We start from the raw sequence: 17865 nt of genomic DNA, 5'->3' as shown, positions 1-17865 counted from the left end.
GATCACCTGCACCGCCCATCCTGCCCGGTCCTCCATAAAGGACGCCGAGCGAGCAACAAGACATCCTAGGGTCGTTCTCGGGTGGTTGTGTCAAGACTGTTGCACGGTGATCGCGCTACGTGGACATCGACCGAGGATGGTGAGGAGCATGCGAAGTCGTTCTCTGCTGCTTGGTGTCGTGCTCGCGCTGACCGCACCCCTGCTGGCCGCCTTTCCGGCGCAGGCCATCGTGGGTGGCACCGAATCAACCCAGGCTTACTCGTTCATGGGCTCGTTCCAGCCGTCGTTTCCCGCGCCACCGCGCCCGGACAAACACGGATGTGGGGTGGAGGTCCTTGCGCCGCAATGGGTACTGACCGCCAGCCACTGCGCGGGCAAGAACCCGACCAACGCGAAGGTGGGGGTCCCGCGTGGCTGGAGGGTGCGGGTCGGGTCGCTGGACACCACCTCAGGCGGCGAGGTTGCCGAGGTCGACCACTACTACCGGCTGGCGACTAACCACGATGAGGGGGGTTTCTGGGGCAAGGACCTCGCGTTGCTGCACCTGCGGACCCCGGTTCGGGCCAAGCCCGTGCGGATCGCCTCGACCACGCCACTGGACAACACGCCCGTCCGCATCATGGGCTGGGGCATGACCTGCGACGACAGCGGCAGCCCTGAGTGTTTCCCCACGCGGCTGCGGGAGGCGGACACCGTGGTGCAGCCGATCTCGGCGTGTCCGGTGGCCGAACCGAGCGGAGAGTTGTGCGTCGGCAGCCGCGACGGCAGCGTCGCCGCGAGCAACATGGACTCCGGCGGGCCCGCGCTGGTCCGCGACGGCGACGAGTGGGCGTTGGTCGGTGTGGTCAGCGGCCCCAGCGGTGACCAGGCGCCGACGCTGTACACCGATGTCACCAGGCACACCGACTGGATCAACGGCATCATCACCGGCACCGACGTGCCACCCGATGACCGGATCCCGAACGTGGAAGGCGCGGTGGAGCTGTACGGCTGTGTGGGCTCCGTGGTCCGCACCCCCGCCTCCCGGCCGAGGGACCCGGCACTGATGCTGACCAACGGTCACTGCGTGCAGGGAGAGCGGCCTGCGCCCGGCATCGCGCTGGTGGACCAGCCCGCCGATCGCGAGGTGGCCATCGCCGACCGTCAGGGCTACCCCCAGACCACCGCCCGCGCGAACCGGCTGGTGTACGCGACGATGACCGGTACCGACATCGCGCTCTACCGTCTGGACAAGACCTACGCGCAGTTGCGGGCGGAGGGCGCGAAGGTTTTCCGGCTCACCACCATCCCGGTGCGCGCGGGCGACCCGCTGACCATGGCCTACACCAGCCGGCGCCTGACCTGCACCGCCGAGGCCGTGGTCCCGCACCTGCGGGAGGGCGGCTACCAGCAGGACGACTCGATCCGCTACGCCACCAGCGACGACTGCGCCGCCTGGCACGGTACATCCGGTTCGGCGCTGCTGGCCCCCGACGGCACCATGGTCATGGGGATCCACAACACCCACAACGACGCCGGCGAACAGTGCACCGACAACAACCCCTGCGAGGTGGACCCGGACGGGGACGTGACCTCCGTGCAGGGCCGTGGCTACGGCCAGCAGGTTCACCTGATCGCGGCCTGCCTGACCAAGGGATCGAAGCTGGACCTGTCCCGCCAGAACTGCACCCTCACCGGTGCCACGGCTCGCCCTGGCCACCACAACGGCCCACTCTGGTGACCACGACCCGCACAGCGGCCCTGGTGACCACTAGCGCTGACCCAGCCAACACCACCGCCGGGCCAAGCCCCCCACCACCGGATTCGGACCCGCCGGCATCATCGCGGCCGATCTGGCCTGCTCGCCGTGGGAGTTGTCCTGGTGATCAGGCTGCAAACCTCCCACAGCCGAAGGTGACGAGGCCCGCACACGCCGTCGAGGGCCGAACACGCCACCCGTCCCCGTCAGCCCCGACCAGGGGCGGGGACGGCGCCCTCGCTCGGTGATCACCTGGACCACACCAACGTGATCAAACTACCGCGCTTGCCCGACGTGCACCGGGCTAGGGGCGGCGCTCGGACATCTGACCTCGGATGCTCGGAGATTCCTCACCGGTTTCGGCGCTGTTCTCATCGATCTGTCGTCTTCCCTGGACGGCCGGAGACCCCGTACAAAAGGGTGTAGATGATACGGGCGGCGAGCGTGTCGGGATCCGCGTCGCCGGTGCCCAACACGCCGTGTGCGGTCTCGCTGATTAGTGCGATGTAGACCTGGCGGGTCCAGGTCAGGTCAGCGTCAGCCTGGACGATCCCGGCTTGCTGTGCCCGCATGAACACCTGGTCACAGGCGTCGAATACGTCGACCTGGACCTGTGCTGTGGGCCTCGACCGCGAGTTGTCCCAACGCGAATGGCCAGCCGGATTTGATACGCAGGATGTTCGCGGTCGCCTGGCGTAGCGCGACCAGTGGGGGCGCGATGTCGGGCCGGGCCCGCTCGACCGCCTCGCGGATCTGGCGCCTATGGCAACCTCCTGCAGAGTCGCCCGCACATACGTGGCCGTCGCGCCGCTCCCGCCGCCGTCGGTGTGGCCGGCGTAGGCGCGGGCCACGGCATGACCGTAGGAGCGCTCTACCCAGGTCAGCGTGGTGTGTCGCAGCCAGTGCGTACTGATCTGCTGGGTGTGCACCCGCCGCAGGTGCTGCCCGATGCGTGCCCACAGATGGTCGTACCGCCGGTAGGTCAGTGGCCGACCGTCGCGGTAGCGCAGCAGGCTGCCGTCGCGGTCGCCGTCACCCCGTTCCGCGTGGTGGGTCAGCAGGTGCCGCATCAGTGTGGGGGAGACCGGCTGCCAGTGGGACGTGCCGCCTTTCTCCCGCAGGTAGATCAGGCACTCGTCGGTGTCCAGGTCCCGTGGCGCAGCGTCAGCGCCCTGGCGCGGCGGCAGGCGGTCTCGGTGTGCAGGCGGATCAGCAGACTGTCCAGGCCCGGGTCGTCGCCGGTGCTGACCGCCACCTTGTTGATCTCCGCCAGGCGGGCGTCGCCGATCGCTCGCCGGGTCCTGGGCAGGCGGCGTGGCTCGTTCACCTTCAATGCCGGGTTGTCGGCCGCGTCCAGGGACCCGTCCGCGATCGCCCGCCGGTACAGGCAGCGCAGCGCGGCCACCACGTGCTCGGCCGCGGATCGGCCGCCCCGGTTGTTGCGTCGCGCCACCACGTTGGCCTGGATCTAGGCGCGTAGCTGCTCGATCTCGGAAGGGAGGGGTTCGTCGATGGGGCGGTCCGCCCATGCCTGCACCACCTGGTTCCAGTACACGCCGTACGCCCGACGAGTGCCAGGCGACACCGCGGCGGCGACGATCGGCACGTACTCGGTCGGTACGGTCACTGCCGCAAGGCCGACAATGCTCTGATCGGGCGCTGGGGTGCCGCCATCACCAAGATCGGTGCCACAGCTATGCAACAACATCATCGAGTTTACCCAGCCCGGTACCTGGCGCTCCGGCCGGCTTGCCGCTCCATAGGGCAGAGCCGGACCAATCGCACGCCGATCAGCACGGTCCGGCACACCGCCGGCACGCCGAGTCCCGCCGCATGACCGGTCAGCCGGCGACGCGCAAATCTTGCGATGACGTACGTAGCTGTCAATGTCGGAGCGAGAGGTCCTTCCGCCGAGCGGCGCATGGTGCCCCCTGCGCCGAGTGATTGATTACACGGCTGCGCCGTGGGGGATGGGGCGCTCGTTGCGTGCGCGGTGCCGGTAGCGCAGGGGCGATTCTCCGGTCTCTCGTTTGAACGCGGTGCTGAATGCGGCCTCGGAGGCATAGCCCAGGTCGACCGCGAGGGAACCGACGCGCACGTCGGCGCCGCGCAGGGCGCGCTGCGCCAGGAGCATCCGGTAGCGGCTGAGGTAGGTCAGCGGCGGGACGCCGGCCACCGCCCGGAAATGCCGGGCGAACGAGGAGCGTGACATCGCGGCGGCGCACGCCAGATCCTCCAGGCCCCACGGCTTTCCGGGCTCGGAGTGCATCAGTTCGAGGGCGGGGCGCAGCCGTTCGTCGGTCAGCACCCGGAGCCATCCGGGCGGTACCTCGGCCTGGTCGAGGTAGGCGCGGAGGGCTGAGAGCACGAGGAGCTGGGCGTATTGCCGGATTGCGAACGCGGAGCCGGTGCGGTTGCCGGCGACCTCGTCGAACAGCTGGTCCAGGAGGCCACGCATGCTGGTCGCGGCCGACGCCCGGACGTGTCCCACCGGCGGCATTGTCTGCAGCAGCAGCTCGCGGCCGGCCGGGTTGATGTCCACGGCGGTGCCGATGACGATGTCGTCGGTGCTGCGGTCGGCCTCGGTGAGGCCGGTGAAGTTCTCCTCGGGCCCGATCTGCCGGCGTGGTCCGGCGCCGGTGCCGCCCTCGTGTTGCAGCCATGACCGGTTGGTGAGGATGGCGACGTCGCCCGGTGCGAGTTCGATCGCCTCGTCGATGCCGTCGGTGAGCAGCCGGCCGTGCCCGGACACCATGGCGATGAGCTTCAGCGAGTCCACGCAAGGCGACCGCGCCACCCACGGGCCACGCGCCGCGAACCCGCCGGCCACGACACCTCGGATCTCGACGAGGTCGAACACCTCGGACAGCTGGTCATTGCGCATGCTGACACTCTCGCGCAAAAAATATGGACGGACAAGTATTCAGCGTCCAGCCACGGTTGCCCAGACTGGAACCACGCCGCGTCGGCAGCCCGAGGAGTTGGCTCGAATGTCACATCAGTTCATGGACGGATCCCGGACGATTGTCATCACCGGCGCAACCAGCGGCATCGGCTTCGCAGCCGCCACCGCGATTCTGAGGTCGCAGAACGGGCCGTGGCACGTGGTGCTGCCGGTCCGGGACGCGGGCCGGGGCCAGGTCGCCGTCGAGACCCTGATTGCCGGCGCCGCAGCGGGCAACACGGTCGAGGCGATGGCGATGGATCTGTTGTCGCTCGCCTCGGTCCGGGCGTTCGCCAGCGGGCTGACCGCCCGCGTGGAGTCCGGCGAGATCCCTCGGGTGCACGCTCTGGTGTGCAACGCCGGCGTACAGATGGGGACCCGCCTGACCCTGACCGCCGACGGCTTCGAATCCGCCTTCGGGGTCAACCACCTGGGCCACTTCGTACTGGTCAACGAGCTGCTGCCGGTGCTGCAGGCGCCCGCACGCGTTGTCGTGGTCTCTAGCGGCACCCACGACCCGGCCGCGCTGAAGGTCGGCCCGGCCCCCGCGTGGAGCAACGCGGAAGCCCTGGCCCGCGGCATCCTCGCGCCGTCGGCCGTCGGCGACAACGCGTTCATCGCCGGTCAGCGCCGCTACAGCACCTCCAAACTGGCCAACATCTACTTCACCTACGCCCTGGCCCGCCGCCTGCCTGACGGCGTCACCGCCAACGCCTTCGACCCCGGCATGGTGTTGGGCACGAGTCTGGGACGTTCGCTGCCCGCCCCGGTGCGGTTCGTCTCCCGGCACGTCCTGCCCCGCCTGACGTGGCTACTGCGCCGGGCGGTGACGCCAAACATCTACTCCGCGTCGGAGTCGGGCAGTGCGCTCGCCTGGCTCGCGACCGCGCCGGAACTGGCCGGCACCACGGGTCAGTACTTCGCCGGGCGCACAGCCATCCGCTCGTCGGACGAGTCCTACGACACCGTGCGCGCGGACGACCTGTGGAACGACAGCCTCTCGCTGACCAGCGTTCGAGCCTGACCGACTCGCGACATTGCGGCCTAGAACTGTGAAAGGAACACCATCATGAGTGAATCGAGTTATCCGGCCGACTCCGTCGGCGGGTCGGCCGGGATGTCGCGGCGAACGGTGCTGTCGGCCGGGATGGGTCTGGTCACGGTCGGTGGTGTAGCTGCGGTCGGGGCCAATGTGGCCGAGGCGACGGTAGGCACCGATCGGGTCAGCGCCGGTCATCCCGGCGGGCCCGGTCGGATCATCTCGGTCAGCCCGGTAACGCTGCCAGCGCCCCGCCGTGCCGCGCCTCTGGAGGTGCGGGTCTCCGCCCCGGTGACCGGACGCAACCTGCCGATCATCCTCTTCGCCCACGGCCACGGTCAGGTGAACTTCCTCAACTCCCACCTCGGCTACGGTCCGATCGTCGACTACTTCTCCTCGCACGGCTTCGTGGTTGTCCAGCCCACCTTCCTGGACGCGATGTCGCTGGGCCTGCGTGACGCCGATGACCCAGATGCACCCCTGTACGCGCGGGCGCGGGCCGAAGACATGTCCCGCATCCTGGACCAGCTCCACGTGATCGAGAAGGCCGTGCCGCAGCTTGCCGGGCGCCTGGACCGAAACAAGGTCGCCGCGGTGGGCCACTCGCTGGGCGGGCACACCGTTGGCCTGCTGCTGGGCATGCAGTTCGACGATCCGTCCCAGGGCGGCCGGAAGGTGAGCCTCGCCGACCGCCGGATCAGAACGGGTGTGATGATCGCCCCGCCCGGCCGGGGCGGCGATGCGCTGCACGACCAGGTGGCCGAGCTCTACCCCGCCCTGAACGCCCCAGACTTCTCCACGATGCGGACGCCGGCACTCGTCGTCGCGGGCGACAAGGACCTCTCCACCACCTTCACCGACCTGGGCGCGAGCTGGCGGATGGACGCGTACTTCCTCTCGCCGGGTCCCAAGTCGCTGCTCACCGTGTTCGACGGGGAGCACCAACTCGGTGGAATCTGCGGATACGACTCCGTCCTGACCACCGATGAGAACCCACTGCGGGTCGCCGCGGTCGGGCGGTTGACCTCGACCTACCTGCGCACCGCGTTCGACCGCCGGGATCCCGCCTGGCAGCAGGCGCGTGACGCGCTGACGACCGGAGCCAACGCGATCGGACGGGTCGACTCCAAGTAAGCCCAGTGATACGAGCCAGTTCGTGAGGCGGCGGGTGGTGAGGCGGGTGACAACCATTGAACCTTTTTCAACCTCCCCTTGCGGTCCGTTGGAGCGCGAGGTCGGACGCGGTGTGTGAGCGCCGCGTGGTTCAGGTTGAAAAAGGTTCATTGCTGCACCACCACCCGCACGCTTGAACGCTTCCCCAATCGCTCCCAGGGCTCGGCCCAGTTCTCCGACGATCTTCGCTACTTCGGCAGGCATGGACAGGAACGGCGCGTGTGAGGCACCCAGCGTCACGACGGAGGTCGGATTCTGCGGGAAGGCGGCGTCGGCTTCCGCGATGAACAGCCGTTGGAGGGCCGGGAGGATCGCCATGTCACGCGCACAGAGGACGTAGGTACGGGGTACGGAGCCCCAGCCGCCGCGGGTCAGCTCGGTGGTGCCGCGCATCATGCCGGCCGGGGCGTCCGGGGTCAGCAGGCCCAGGGCGGCGTCGGCGACGATCGGGGCGACATCGCCGTAGAACGCGTCGCGAAGCTGCTGACGATAGGCGAGGTCGTTCGAGGCGAGGTCGAGTCGCAGCGCCCCGATCAGGTCGGGATCGCCTCGAAGCGCGGACAGGACCAGCGCCTCCGCGTTCTCTGGCAGCGTGAAGTACGGGCCCGGGCGCATTGCCCGACGCTGGTATGACCGCGGCGACGTACACCGCGTGCGCCACCAACTCGGGAACCTGCTGCGCCACCCGGGTCAGGACTGGGCCGCCCATGCTGTGGGCCACCACCGTGACCGGACCGCCACGTCCGAGCTGTTTTCAACGCGCCGACCCGTGGCCGTATCAGGACCTCCACGAACACTGCTCCAGACGTGTGTCCGGGTACGTTCCGCCTTTCGCCCTGCACCTCGAGCACGCTGCCACGGCGACGCATGACGCCACGGAAGGTGTCACGACGACGGCGGTCGCCTCGGGCGTACAGCCGACCGTCCTCCACGACGACCTCCTCGGCCGGCACGCCATACAGATCGGAATGGGGGTCGGCGACGGCGAGACGTACCACGGTGTCTCGCGCGGTCCTCGCCGCCTGATCCACCGGACCGACCACGCTCGGCATCGTGGACGAACCCGCCGAGATCGACGCACGGGGAAACTCGGTGTCGCCGAGCAGCGTCGTGACGTGGCCGAGCGGTACGCCGAGCCCATCGGCAGCGACCTGAGTCAGCACGGTGTAGGTGCCGGTGCCGATCTCCTGGCTCGCGGTCCGCAGGGTTGCCCGCCCGTCCAGAGCCTTTTCCAACCTGATCTTGCAGGTCAGCACGGGTGGGCGGGGGCCGCAAGGCTTGACAATCGAAGGTGATCGATTAGCGTTGGTGCTCGCGAGGCGAACCGGACGATCAGCGGCGACTGGCGCCCCTCGTTCCGCTGCGCTGCTGTACGCCAATCTCCGGAGGAATCGCAGCCACCATGAGACTGAAGAGCAGCCTTCTCGGTGTCGCCGCAGCGGCCGTAACGCTGACCGCCGCCCTGGACGGTGCCAGCGCGCCGGCCACCGTGCCGGCCAGCACGGCTCCGCCGCCGCCCAGCAGCGCCCCGCCGGCCAGCACGGCTCCGCCGGCCAGCACCGCCGCGCCGACCGGGGCCGCATGCAACGTCCGCTACTCGGTCTATACCTGGGACACCGGCCTGACGAGCAGCATCACCATCACCAACACCGGCGCGACCACGATCACCTCCTGGGTGCTGAACTTCCCGCTGCCCGCCGGACAACGCATCACCAGCGGCTGGAACGCGGTGTACTCGCCGTTCAGTGGCGAGGTCACGGCCCGTGGCCTCGACGACCACGTCATCATCGGGCCGGGCGCCGCGATCGCCATCGGGTTCGTGGCCACCCACACCGGTGGCACCGGCAGCCCGTCCTCGTTCACCCTCAACGGGACGCCCTGCTCGCTCGGCTGAGCCGCCGGTCAGTCAGGGCGGCCGAGTCGGGCTACCGTTGCCGGCAGGCAGCCGCCGTGCCGGAGGCGGGTTCCGGCACGGCGGCTTGGTCGGCGAGTACGGCGGCCGGTCGAGAAGGTCAGCCGGTCCGGCGCAGTCGCCCGAACATGCCATCGAGCCTTTTCACCCTGCGTAGCGGTTGGCTTCGACGCGGTGCAGAACGCATGGCAAGTGACCGGATCCGGCGAGGCTTATGCGTTGGTTGTTGGCCAACGCTTGATGCAGCGAGTCGACGGCCCAGCGGGGACGGATGTCCTCGGTTCCGTCGATGATCAGCACGGGCAGTTCGAGCGCCCGGCACCGCGTCGCGAGGTCGTTGTGGCCGAGTTCTTGCCTGACCTCGGCGTTGATGGCCTGGTTGCAGTCGTGGTTGATGCCCAGCCATGGGGTGGCCATGCGTTCGGCGTGTTGCAGTGCGCTGCCGTGGTCGGCGAAGTCGGCCGACCATTGCAGTACCGCCCATTCGCGTTCCTCCGTGGGCGTGCGGGTACGGGCGCTGAGTGCCTCCCACCGGTCCAGATGTTGCCCGAGCCGCGGCCTCAGATTCCGCTTGTAGTGCGGATGCCGGCCGCGTTCGGGGTCGATGCCGGTCCCGGACACGTAGATCAGATGGCTGACCCGTTCGGGATGTTCGATGGTGTACCGCAACGCCAGATGCGCGCTCCACGAGTGGCCCATCAGGGCCATTCGCGGTCCGGCCAGATGGTCGCGTACCGCGTCGAGGTCGGCGACGAAACGGGCGACGCTGTATGGACCGCGCCGCTGCGAGCGTTCACAGCCGCGCTGGTCCCATCGGGTGGTGCGGGTACTGTCGTGCAGCCGGGCGACCGGGTCGAGGTAGTCCCACAGGCCCGGACCGCCGTGACAGAGCACCAGCGGCGGCCCGATACCGAACTGTTCGGCCCACAGGTGGGAGTTGTCGTCGGCACCCGGAATCGGACCCAGAGCTCGACCGAGTCGCGGTGGGGCTGGTGGGGCGTTGTCGCCACGCTGAACCGACGGGCGGATGGCCGCTACCATCCCGATCGTGACGCCCGTCGACCCCGAACGCGGGCCATCGGTGTTTCGGGCTGTCCGAGACCACCGCCGGCTACCTGGCGAGTTTCCGGCCAGGGTGCGGGTCCTGCTCGTACTCTGCCTGGTCTGCTGCGGCCTGGCCGGCTACCAGATCGCGATCCGATCACTGGTTCACCGCGTAGGCGTCGCGTCGGCCATCGGGCTCGTCGTCCTCGTACTCGGTCTCGTGGCGGCCGGGCTGATCGGATGGCGGCTGGCCGCGGGCCGTTCGCTATACCGGTGGTGCGCCCGCAACGGCTGGTCACCTGCTGCCGAACGCGCTGCGTGGCCCTGGACACCGCAACAGACGCAACCGGACGCGGTCACCGTACGGTTCGCCGCCGTCAAGACCCTGCGGGGACTGCCGATCACGGTTGGCGAACTGTCCTGGACCCGTGACGGACTCGGCGGCAGCGTGGAAAAGTCGAAGGGAGACGGCGTCTTCACCGTGGTACGGCTGCCAAGATCATATCCCGCCACCGCGGTGCAGCGCCGCCGGAACATCGGCCGACGCCGGGCCGGGGAGGACGAGTTCCTCCGGAAGTTCCGGTTCATCGTCGACGAACCGTACTTCGCCCACCAACTTGCCGATCCCGCGCTGCGCGCCGCCCACCTGACCGGACGCGTCCCCCGATGGGCGATCGTGGGCGACGAGCTCTACACGGTCGTCGCGTCCCGGCTTCCCCTGCGCCCCACCCAGGTGGTCACGGCGACGGAGCAGGCACTGTATCTGTTGCGGTTGCTCGGCATTCAGCCGCCCGAATCGGCTTGACCACCTCCAACAGACTCCATGTAGATCGGTGATCGGGCGCGGTGCGCCGCGGGCCGCCATCCATGCGGCCAAGGGTGCTCGCCAGTTCATCGAGTAGGCCAGGCAAACCTTCGAGCGCGGACACATGACCAGCATCTTCGGGCATGTCCGTACGGCAACCCGGCCTGCTTGCGTACGTAAGGCGCGGATCGCGGCTACCTGTTAGCTGGTACGACCGCAGCCCGCCAGGCTTGGTCGAGGTGACCGGTGGGTTCGCTCTCATCGCGGCTGCCCACCGTAGGTTGGTGTGGCTCTCATTTGGCGTGCGTCCCCGCCGGTCACCGGGGCGGTGAGAGGCTCAAGAGAGGACTGCCCGCCCGCCACACCCCAGCCCAGAACAACCCCCGCCGCGGCCGCTTGACGCAGAGGGGTGCCTACCTGTTCGGCGCCGGTATCCCGGCATCCTTCCTGCCTGGTGCCGTCGCCATGGGCCGGACCGACCTCGGCTGAGCGGCGTCACCAGTCTTCGGACGTCATGTCGCTCGCGGGGGGACATTGCTCGCCGGCAGCGCGGACCCGTGAACATTTCGATGAGTGCCGGACTCCCGGGGGCGTGCCGTCAGGACGTCGCCGACCCGGTCGCCAACTGCCTGGTCTGCTGTGCCGCCCATTGGGCGGCTGCCGCGGCGACCGGGATCGTCGGGTCCACCAACCACGCGGCCTCGAGGCCGTAGCAGAAAGCGATGATCTCCATTGCCTTGAGCTGCGGGTCGATGTCCTTCCGCATCTCGCCGCGCTCTTGTGCGGACCGCAGGGTCGCTGTCACGCGGTCGATCGTTGTTCGGTAGCCATCGACCAGTCGTGGGTGGAGGTCGGTGTCGGGGCTGACGTTTTCGCCGAGGACGACGATGTTCATGCCGAGCAGGCTGGCCACCTTGCCGTCGTGCTGGCTGGGCCAGTTGGCCACGTGCTTGGCGATGATGTCGACGATCTTGATGCCGGGGTCGGGTCCGTCGCCCCACAGCCACTCCTCGGAGAAGGCCAGGTGGCGATCCATGACGGCGTTGAGCAGGGCCTCCTTGCTGCGGAAGTGATAGAGCAGCCCGGTCTGTGACACGCCGGCCTCGGCCGCGATGTCGGCGAGGCTGGTGCCGCGCGCTCCGTTGCGGGCGATGAATCGTACGGCCACGTCGACGATGCGGTCCCGTGTCTCTAGGCCCTTCGCTGAGGTCTTGGGCTTCTGGGCAGGGGACACGGTTGATCTCCTCGCGATGGTGGGGACGGGTCGCCGTCAAGCATAGACAAACAGACTGAGTACTCGGTAACCTCTGCGAAACAGACTGAGTGCTCAGTCTGAACTGTGGCGAGAGGCGCGATCGAATGAGTGCAGCTTTCCAGCGGGGAACCTCGGTCGTCCGCGAGGAAGACACTCCGCTGCGGCCGCACGAGCAGGTTCAGGCCTTCCTGGACAGCTCCGGGTCATCACCCGACCCGTGGGCCGCCGACATCGCGGCCGTGCGGGCGGACGCACGCGCGAAGGTCCTGGCCGTGACTGGCGAGCCGGCGCCGGTGGCCGCTGTCGAGCCGGTTGACGCGGACGGCGTACCGGCTCGGCTCTATCTGCCCACGGGCGCCGAACAGGAGGTGCTGGTCTGGGCGCACGGCGGCGGCTGGATTCACGGAGACCTCGACACCGCCGAGGGCGTCGCCCGCGCACTCGCGAACCGGGCCGCGTGCGGGGTGCTGTCCATCGACTACCGGCTCGCGCCCGAGCACCCGTTTCCAGCCGGCTTCGACGACACGTGGACGGCCGTCACCTGGGCACGCCACCACTTCGGCAGCGTGGCCGTCGGTGGGGACAGTTCGGGCGGCAATCTCGCCGCGGCGGCCGCGCTCAAAGCGCGTGACGAAGGCGTTCGGTTAGCCGCCCAACTCCTCGTCTACCCGGCACTCGACAGCGTCGAGAACACCGACTACAAGGTCGCGTTCCGGCGGCGGTACGAGACCTTCGCGGGCCGGTCGGGTTTCGGCGCCAACAGCTACCGTCGGCTCCAGTACATCTGGGCGACGTACGTTCCCGACCCAGCACACCTTAAGGCGTCGTATGTATCCCCGCTGCACGCTGAATCCGTGCGCGGTGTCGCTCCTGCGACGATCATCACGGCCGAACACGATTTTCTCCGCCGCGAGGCCGAGGACTATGCCCGGCGTCTGGAGGCGGCCGGCGTGCCGGTCGAGTTGACCGAGTACGCGGGGCAGATCCATGGCTTCTTCGAGATGTTCGCCGTGATGACCGACGCGCATCACGCCGTTGGCAAGGCTGGCGACGCCGTACGCCGCGCGTTCCAGTCAACCCACACCATCGAGCCTTAAGGACTTCTCGTGCGATCGCTGACCCATTACCGCGGAACCTTCCGGGCGGCCGGCGTCGCCGCGGCGGCTGCCCTGCTGCTGGCCGCCTGTGCGCCCGGCGGCAACTCCGACGCCGGCCCGGTGCCGTCCAAGCCGGTCTCCACCGGTGCCGGCAGCGAACCGGTCACCCTGAAGCTGCTCGTCACCAGCGGCGTCGACGTCCCGTTCTACACCGCTCTCGGCAAGCTGTTTCGCGCCAAGTACAGCAACGTGACCGTCAAGGTGGAGAACCAGGACTACGCCACCTTGACCACGACCATCGCGCGTACTCTCGCCGGGAACAACGTGCCCGACCTCGTCCGCGTGCCGCAGCTCGGCAACCTGACCAAGGACCACCTGCTGATCAGCCTTGACCCGTATGCGGAGGCGTATGGGTGGAACGAGTGGCCGCAGTCGCAGTTCGACTCCACCCGTGTCGGCCCGGACGGCACACAGCGGGGGACAGGCTCGTTGTACGCTGCGGGCGCTGGCTTTGGTCTGACCGGGGTGTATTACAACAAGGCGCTTGCGCAGCGGATTGGTATGACGCGGCCACCGGCGACCGTCGCCGAGTTCGAGCAGTTGCTCGCCACCGCGAAGGACGCCGGGCTGCAGCCGATCATGACCAACGGCAAGGACGGCGGCAGCGTCTATCCGCTGCAGAACCTGGTGATGTCGTACGCCGGTGACGCGCAAGCCGTCCAGGACTGGAACTACACCAAGCCCGGCGCGAGTATCGACACTGCGGCGACGGTCAAGGCCGGCACGACCTTGCAACGCTGGGGAAAGGCGGGATACCTGCCGGCCGACGTGAACGACATCGACCAGACCCGGGCACCGGCCGAGTTCGTCAAGGGCAACGGCGTGTTCTTCCCGAGCGGCAACTGGCAGGCTCCGGGACTCGACAAGACCGGACCCGGTCAGTTCGGGTTTTTCCTGTTCCCGCCCGGCGTTGCCGGTGGGCCGTCGTACGCGATGACCGCCGCCGCAAACCTGGGGATCCCGGCGAAGTCACCCAACGCAGACGTGGCGGCCGCGTTCCTGGACTTCGTGCAGACGGACCGGCAGGCGCGGCAGGAGACGGTCACCCTCGGCGGGCTGGTGCCGGCGGGCCCGTCGGACGCGCCAGCTCCGACCGCGCCCGAGGGGTCGGCGGTCGCCGCCACCGTCAGCGCGTTCCAGGAGTTGCTGAAGAGCAACAGGCTGGTTGGCTTCATGGCTGATGCGACGGTTTCGATCCACGTCAACAGCCTCATACCGCAAACGCAGCTGCTGCTGGCCGGCAGGACGACGCCCGAGGCGTTCGCGACCAAGGTGCAGTCCGACTACGAGCGCGATCTCGGGCGATGATCGCGGCGAGCCGATCCAGGGGTGGTGTGGTGCCGTCCGTCCCGACCCCGGAGGCGATGCGGCAGGCTTCGGCTACGACCGACCCGTCGAGCGTTCCTGCGGCACGACAACCCGCCGTACGGCGCCCATCCGCACGCCGACGGCGGAGTTGGAGCGCGCTCCTCTGGGTTGCGCCAGCGTTGGGAATGTACGGCGTTTTCGTGCTGTTCCCGATGCTCCAGTCCGTGCAGTACTCGTTCTACGACTGGGACGGCATCGGGCCGGCGACGCCAGCCGGACTGGACAACTGGAAAGCGATCTTCACCCAGCCGGAGCTGCTGCAATCCGTGGTGCACGCGTTCGTCCTCGTCGTGTTCTACACGGTCTTGCCGGTCGGGCTCGGTCTGGTCGCCGCGTCGTTCATCCGCGAACTGAAGCCCGGCGCGTTCAGCACCACCGCCCGGGTTGTACTGTTCGTCCCGCAGGTGCTTCCGCTGGTCGCGGCCGGTATCGCGTGGACGTGGATGTACTCCTCAGACGGCCTGGTCAATCAGGTCATGCGCGCGGTCGGCCTCGATCAGTACACGCGGGCCTGGCTCGGTGACTTCACTTTCGCTCTGCCCGCGGTCGGTGTGATCGGGGTCTGGGTCATGCTCGGCTTCTGCACGGTGCTGCTGCTCGCGGGCATCGGCAAGATCGACCCGGCGCTGTACGAGGCGGCCCGGCTGGACGGGGCCGGGCCGGTCAGTGAGTTCTTCGCCGTGACGCTGCCCGGGTTGCGGCGCGAACTGGTCGTGTGCGCGACGTTCACGATCATCGCCGCGCTGGCGAGCTTCGACGTCGTCCAGGTCGCGACGCAAGGCGGTCCGGGCTACCAGACGATGGTGCCCGGCGTGCAGATCTACCGGTTGACGTTCCTGCAGCAGCAGGTCGGCCAGGCCTCGGCGCTCGCGGTGTTCCTGGCCGTCGTCGTGCTGGTGGTCATCTGGCCGATCCAGCGTCTCGGGAGGGAGAAATGACCACATCGGGCCTCGCCCATCGAGTAACGCGCACTGGGATCCTGCTCGCGCTGATGCTGTTCGCCGTGGTGCCGTTGCTGAGTATGTTCACCACGGCACTGGCGGCGCCGGGCAGCACGCCGCAAGGCCTCAGTTGGCCGAGCGACCCGCACTGGCACAACTTCGTCGACGCGTGGAGCGCGGCGAACTTCGTCGCGCTGTTCCGCTCGAGCACCCTCATCGTGCTTGGCGTCGTACCGACCACGGTCGCGATGGCCACCGCCGCGGGCTACGCCCTCGCTCAGCTGAACGTGCCCTTCGGTAAGGCGATCTACGGTCTTCTCCTCGTCGGACTCACCCTGCCGTTCGAGGCGCTGATCACCCCGTTGTACTACGACCTGCGCAGCATGGGACTACTCGGGACGCGGCTGGCGATCGTCCTGCCACTCATCGGACTGCTCATGCCGTTCGGCGTCTTCTGGATGCGCGCACACTTTCTCGGCGCCGAGCCCGCGCTCACCGAAGCCGCGAAAGTCGACGGCGCCAACACCTGGCAGACGTTCCGCCGCATCCACCTGCCGCTCGCCACCTCGGCATGGTCCGCACTATCTGTGCTCTTCTTCCTCGCCAGCTGGAACCAGTACCTGCTGCCCCTCGTCCTCGTCGACGACCCGACGAAGCGGACCGTGGCCGGCGGGCTGGGCGCCTTCCAGGGCCAGTACGGCACCGACATCGTGCTTCTCTGCGCCGGATCCCTGCTGATCATCCTGCCCTCGCTGGTGATCTTCCTGATCTTCCAGCGCAACTTCGTCAAGGCGCTGATGCAAGGAGCCGTCAAGTGACTGCCCGAGGCTCACAACCTGGAGGTTCCATCGCATCTGGCCGACCGACTGCTTCAACGACCCGGCAGGCCAAGCTGCCGCGACCGAAGCCGCCCTCGCTGCCGACTCCCAACCCAGGACCACAGTCATCGAGGAGAAGCCGCACAGGGCGTCTTGGATGGCAACTCGACTTGGCAGACCGGACCATTGCCGACCAGGGTGAGATCGTCAGCTAGTACTTCGACATTGGCTGCTCCAAGACCAAGATTGCCCTGGAGAAGCTGAACGACCTGCGGAAGCGGATCGCGTGGGGGCGGGTGGCGAAAGTCCTGATCACCAGCGCGGTCACTATGTCGCCTGGGATCATGGAGCTTGTTGATGCCCTGACGCCGCAAACGAGGGTCGCAACGTACTCCGGCACTCCTGCACGTGCCACCAGTTCAGGTCCACCCGCATCATCGGCGGCCTGCCGGGCTCGCCGACGCCAAACCGGCCATCAGCAGACGGTACGCGGATGTGGCCGAACACAATGAACCTTTTTCAACCCCCCCTGCGGTCCGGTGGACCGCGAGGTCGAACGCGGGGCGCGAGCGCCGCGCGGTTCAGGTTGAAAAAGGTTCAATGGATGGACGACTCGGCGGCGCAACGGCGTGGCGACTCCCTACCCCTGCCGAGCCGGTTCGCGCCGTTCGCCCTTCCAGCCCCGCCGACACAACCCGCAAGCGCTGAACAGACTCAGTCGTCGTAGAACGTCAGGTCGCAGTGCCGGCACTTCCGTCCCCACCAATCCGTGTGCCAGTCGTGGTGCTCGTCGAGCCGGGCGATGTCGCCGCAGACCACGCAGAGAAAGGCGTACTGGCAGTCGGAGATGTCGTAGCCCCGACGGCGGTGCGCCGGCACCTCCCGGAGCGGGACGGTACGCAGGCCCTGCGTCGTGTGCGTGAGCCACCGCTCCTCGTGCCCGCACCGACCGCAGACCTTGACGCGCTCACAGAGCCGGTCCCCGTCGCCGGCCTCGCCGTAGTCGTGCACGGTCCGGGCGGGCAGCAAGGTGCGACCACAGTCGCAGCGAGGCTGTCGGCGGCACGGGTTGGCGGGATCGGTCGCTGTCAGATGCGGCAGCTCCGCGTGGGAGTGCAGGGTGAGCAGGCACATCGTCCGGCGGATCCAGCCGAGAGACCGAGCCGGTGGTGCAGATGACGCCATCGGCCACCTCCCGACCGACCGCCCGCTTCGAGGGGTCCCACCAGGATAGGTCGACTGACCGCGCCCGTACAGATTCGTACGGTGACGGCCGGGCTTGTCGAATTTGAGCAGCGATGTTGTTGACAGATCGCGCGGCCGGGTGCGTTGGCGGAAGAGCGGGTGGCAACCGTCGGCTCCGGCTGATCCGACCGTTCGGCCGGGTACCTCCGTCAGCCCGGGTACTTGCCGTCCGGCGAGCGGACGCAGGGGGACATCACGATCAGGGCGATCCAGACCCGGTCACCCGAGGTCGTCCAGGAGAACTGGAAGCCGTCGGCGGGGTTGACCAGATCCAACTCGGCACCGGCGCCCGCGGGCAGGACCCGGAAGTTCTTGAGCTCATACCCCTTCGCGGTCTACTCGTCGCGGAGCCGTTCCAGCACCACGGTGTGGCGCTCGACGGGGAGCGTCACGTGGCTGAACCCGGAGACGTGGAAACGGCGTCGT

General features: G+C 68.4%; 17 protein-coding genes and 2 pseudogenes. 9 read left to right on the top strand and 10 right to left on the bottom strand.

The window, feature by feature from the left end:
- Nucleotides 1–148: 148 nt before the first annotated feature.
- Complete coding sequence (locus ACQEVC_RS35000; RefSeq protein ID WP_432886484.1) at nucleotides 149–1720, top strand: trypsin-like serine protease; 1572 nt, start codon at nucleotides 149–151, stop codon at nucleotides 1718–1720.
- Between the two features lie 389 nt (nucleotides 1721–2109).
- On the opposite strand, the gene ACQEVC_RS34995 is transcribed toward ACQEVC_RS35000, so the two are convergent.
- The 4 genes from ACQEVC_RS34995 to ACQEVC_RS34980 all read right to left on the bottom strand — a co-directional run bounded on the left by ACQEVC_RS34995 (nucleotide 2110) and on the right by ACQEVC_RS34980 (nucleotide 4622).
- A complete protein-coding gene (locus ACQEVC_RS34995) occupies nucleotides 2110–2859 on the bottom strand; it encodes a hypothetical protein (RefSeq protein WP_432891884.1) in 750 nt (249 codons plus the stop codon).
- Between the two features lie 5 nt (nucleotides 2860–2864).
- Nucleotides 2865–3191: a hypothetical protein gene (locus tag ACQEVC_RS34990; RefSeq protein ID WP_432892125.1), complete on the bottom strand. Its 327-nt coding sequence runs from the start codon at nucleotides 3189–3191 to the stop codon at nucleotides 2865–2867.
- 15 nt (nucleotides 3192–3206) lie between these two features.
- Nucleotides 3207–3365, bottom strand: a complete 159-nt coding sequence (locus ACQEVC_RS34985; RefSeq protein WP_432886481.1) for a hypothetical protein — start codon at nucleotides 3363–3365, stop codon at nucleotides 3207–3209.
- Nucleotides 3366–3686: 321 nt separating this feature from the next.
- Complete coding sequence (locus ACQEVC_RS34980) at nucleotides 3687–4622, bottom strand: cupin domain-containing protein (RefSeq protein WP_432886478.1); 936 nt, start codon at nucleotides 4620–4622, stop codon at nucleotides 3687–3689.
- A gap of 106 nt (nucleotides 4623–4728) precedes the next feature.
- Between ACQEVC_RS34980 and ACQEVC_RS34975 the strand changes: the two genes are divergently transcribed.
- Nucleotides 4729–5706 (top strand): SDR family NAD(P)-dependent oxidoreductase, encoded by a 978-nt coding sequence (locus ACQEVC_RS34975; protein WP_432886475.1) that lies wholly within the window; start codon nucleotides 4729–4731, stop codon nucleotides 5704–5706.
- A gap of 45 nt (nucleotides 5707–5751) precedes the next feature.
- Nucleotides 5752–6855: an alpha/beta hydrolase family protein gene (locus ACQEVC_RS34970; RefSeq protein WP_432886472.1), complete on the top strand. Its 1104-nt coding sequence runs from the start codon at nucleotides 5752–5754 to the stop codon at nucleotides 6853–6855.
- A gap of 358 nt (nucleotides 6856–7213) precedes the next feature.
- Here the strand turns inward: ACQEVC_RS34970 and ACQEVC_RS34965 are convergent.
- Nucleotides 7214–7624: pseudogene (locus tag ACQEVC_RS34965) on the bottom strand (hypothetical protein); the annotation flags it as partial.
- 19 nt (nucleotides 7625–7643) lie between these two features.
- Nucleotides 7644–8150: pseudogene (locus ACQEVC_RS34960) on the bottom strand (molybdopterin cofactor-binding domain-containing protein); the annotation flags it as partial.
- A 146-nt stretch (nucleotides 8151–8296) separates the two neighbouring features.
- Here ACQEVC_RS34960 and ACQEVC_RS34955 point away from each other — a divergent pair.
- Nucleotides 8297–8788: a cellulose binding domain-containing protein gene (locus ACQEVC_RS34955; protein WP_432886469.1), complete on the top strand. Its 492-nt coding sequence runs from the start codon at nucleotides 8297–8299 to the stop codon at nucleotides 8786–8788.
- Nucleotides 8789–8950: 162 nt separating this feature from the next.
- On the opposite strand, the gene ACQEVC_RS34950 is transcribed toward ACQEVC_RS34955, so the two are convergent.
- Entirely contained in the window at nucleotides 8951–9847 is an 897-nt protein-coding gene (locus ACQEVC_RS34950) for an alpha/beta fold hydrolase (RefSeq protein ID WP_432886467.1), read from the bottom strand.
- Between the two features lie 94 nt (nucleotides 9848–9941).
- Here ACQEVC_RS34950 and ACQEVC_RS34945 point away from each other — a divergent pair, with 94 nt between their 5' ends.
- Nucleotides 9942–10655, top strand: coding sequence for a hypothetical protein (locus ACQEVC_RS34945; protein WP_432886464.1), 714 nt, complete (start codon nucleotides 9942–9944; stop codon nucleotides 10653–10655).
- A 598-nt stretch (nucleotides 10656–11253) separates the two neighbouring features.
- On the opposite strand, the gene ACQEVC_RS34940 is transcribed toward ACQEVC_RS34945, so the two are convergent.
- Nucleotides 11254–11889, bottom strand: a complete 636-nt coding sequence (locus ACQEVC_RS34940) for a TetR/AcrR family transcriptional regulator (protein ID WP_432886461.1) — start codon at nucleotides 11887–11889, stop codon at nucleotides 11254–11256.
- Between the two features lie 125 nt (nucleotides 11890–12014).
- Here ACQEVC_RS34940 and ACQEVC_RS34935 point away from each other — a divergent pair, with 125 nt between their 5' ends.
- The 4 genes from ACQEVC_RS34935 (at nucleotide 12015) to ACQEVC_RS34920 (ending at nucleotide 16194) form a co-directional block, all read left to right on the top strand.
- Entirely contained in the window at nucleotides 12015–13007 is a 993-nt protein-coding gene (locus ACQEVC_RS34935; protein WP_432886458.1) for an alpha/beta hydrolase, read from the top strand.
- A 9-nt stretch (nucleotides 13008–13016) separates the two neighbouring features.
- Complete coding sequence (locus ACQEVC_RS34930) at nucleotides 13017–14375, top strand: ABC transporter substrate-binding protein (protein ID WP_432886455.1); 1359 nt, start codon at nucleotides 13017–13019, stop codon at nucleotides 14373–14375.
- A 200-nt stretch (nucleotides 14376–14575) separates the two neighbouring features.
- A complete protein-coding gene (locus ACQEVC_RS34925; RefSeq protein ID WP_432886452.1) occupies nucleotides 14576–15373 on the top strand; it encodes a carbohydrate ABC transporter permease in 798 nt (265 codons plus the stop codon).
- Nucleotides 15370–16194 carry a carbohydrate ABC transporter permease gene (locus ACQEVC_RS34920; protein ID WP_432886450.1) on the top strand — a complete coding sequence of 275 codons (825 nt, stop codon included), beginning with the start codon at nucleotides 15370–15372 and terminating at the stop codon, nucleotides 16192–16194. The genes ACQEVC_RS34925 and ACQEVC_RS34920 overlap by 4 nt, the downstream gene beginning before the upstream one ends.
- Nucleotides 16195–16908: 714 nt before the next feature.
- Here the strand turns inward: ACQEVC_RS34920 and ACQEVC_RS34915 are convergent.
- Together ACQEVC_RS34915 and ACQEVC_RS34910 are read right to left on the bottom strand one after the other, a co-directional pair.
- A complete protein-coding gene (locus tag ACQEVC_RS34915; protein WP_432886447.1) occupies nucleotides 16909–17223 on the bottom strand; it encodes a hypothetical protein in 315 nt (104 codons plus the stop codon).
- Between the two features lie 365 nt (nucleotides 17224–17588).
- Nucleotides 17589–17714, bottom strand: a complete 126-nt coding sequence (locus ACQEVC_RS34910) for a hypothetical protein (protein ID WP_432886444.1) — start codon at nucleotides 17712–17714, stop codon at nucleotides 17589–17591.
- Nucleotides 17715–17865: the final 151 nt, after the last annotated feature.

The sequence above is a fragment of the Plantactinospora sp. CA-294935 genome, from assembly GCF_050936445.1.
In the GTDB taxonomy this organism is placed as follows: Bacteria; Actinomycetota; Actinomycetes; order Mycobacteriales; family Micromonosporaceae; genus Plantactinospora.
The sequence above is the reverse complement of the archived record's forward strand: the minus strand, read 5'-3'. Positions and strand labels throughout refer to the sequence as shown.

Bases quoted from the DNA above. Each gene is read 5' to 3' on its own strand.
- ACQEVC_RS35000 (WP_432886484.1), top strand. From the start codon at position 149: ATGCGAAGTCGTTCTCTGCTGCTTGGTGTCGTGCTCGCGCTGACCGCA.
- ACQEVC_RS34920 (WP_432886450.1), top strand. From the start codon at position 15,370: ATGACCACATCGGGCCTCGCCCATCGAGTAACGCGCACTGGGATCCTG.
- ACQEVC_RS34935 (WP_432886458.1), top strand. From the start codon at position 12,015: ATGAGTGCAGCTTTCCAGCGGGGAACCTCGGTCGTCCGCGAGGAAGAC.
- ACQEVC_RS34970 (WP_432886472.1), top strand. From the start codon at position 5,752: ATGAGTGAATCGAGTTATCCGGCCGACTCCGTCGGCGGGTCGGCCGGG.
- ACQEVC_RS34950 (WP_432886467.1), bottom strand. From the start codon at position 9,847: ATGGTAGCGGCCATCCGCCCGTCGGTTCAGCGTGGCGACAACGCCCCA.
- ACQEVC_RS34955 (WP_432886469.1), top strand. From the start codon at position 8,297: ATGAGACTGAAGAGCAGCCTTCTCGGTGTCGCCGCAGCGGCCGTAACG.
- ACQEVC_RS34975 (WP_432886475.1), top strand. From the start codon at position 4,729: ATGTCACATCAGTTCATGGACGGATCCCGGACGATTGTCATCACCGGC.
- ACQEVC_RS34980 (WP_432886478.1), bottom strand. From the start codon at position 4,622: ATGCGCAATGACCAGCTGTCCGAGGTGTTCGACCTCGTCGAGATCCGA.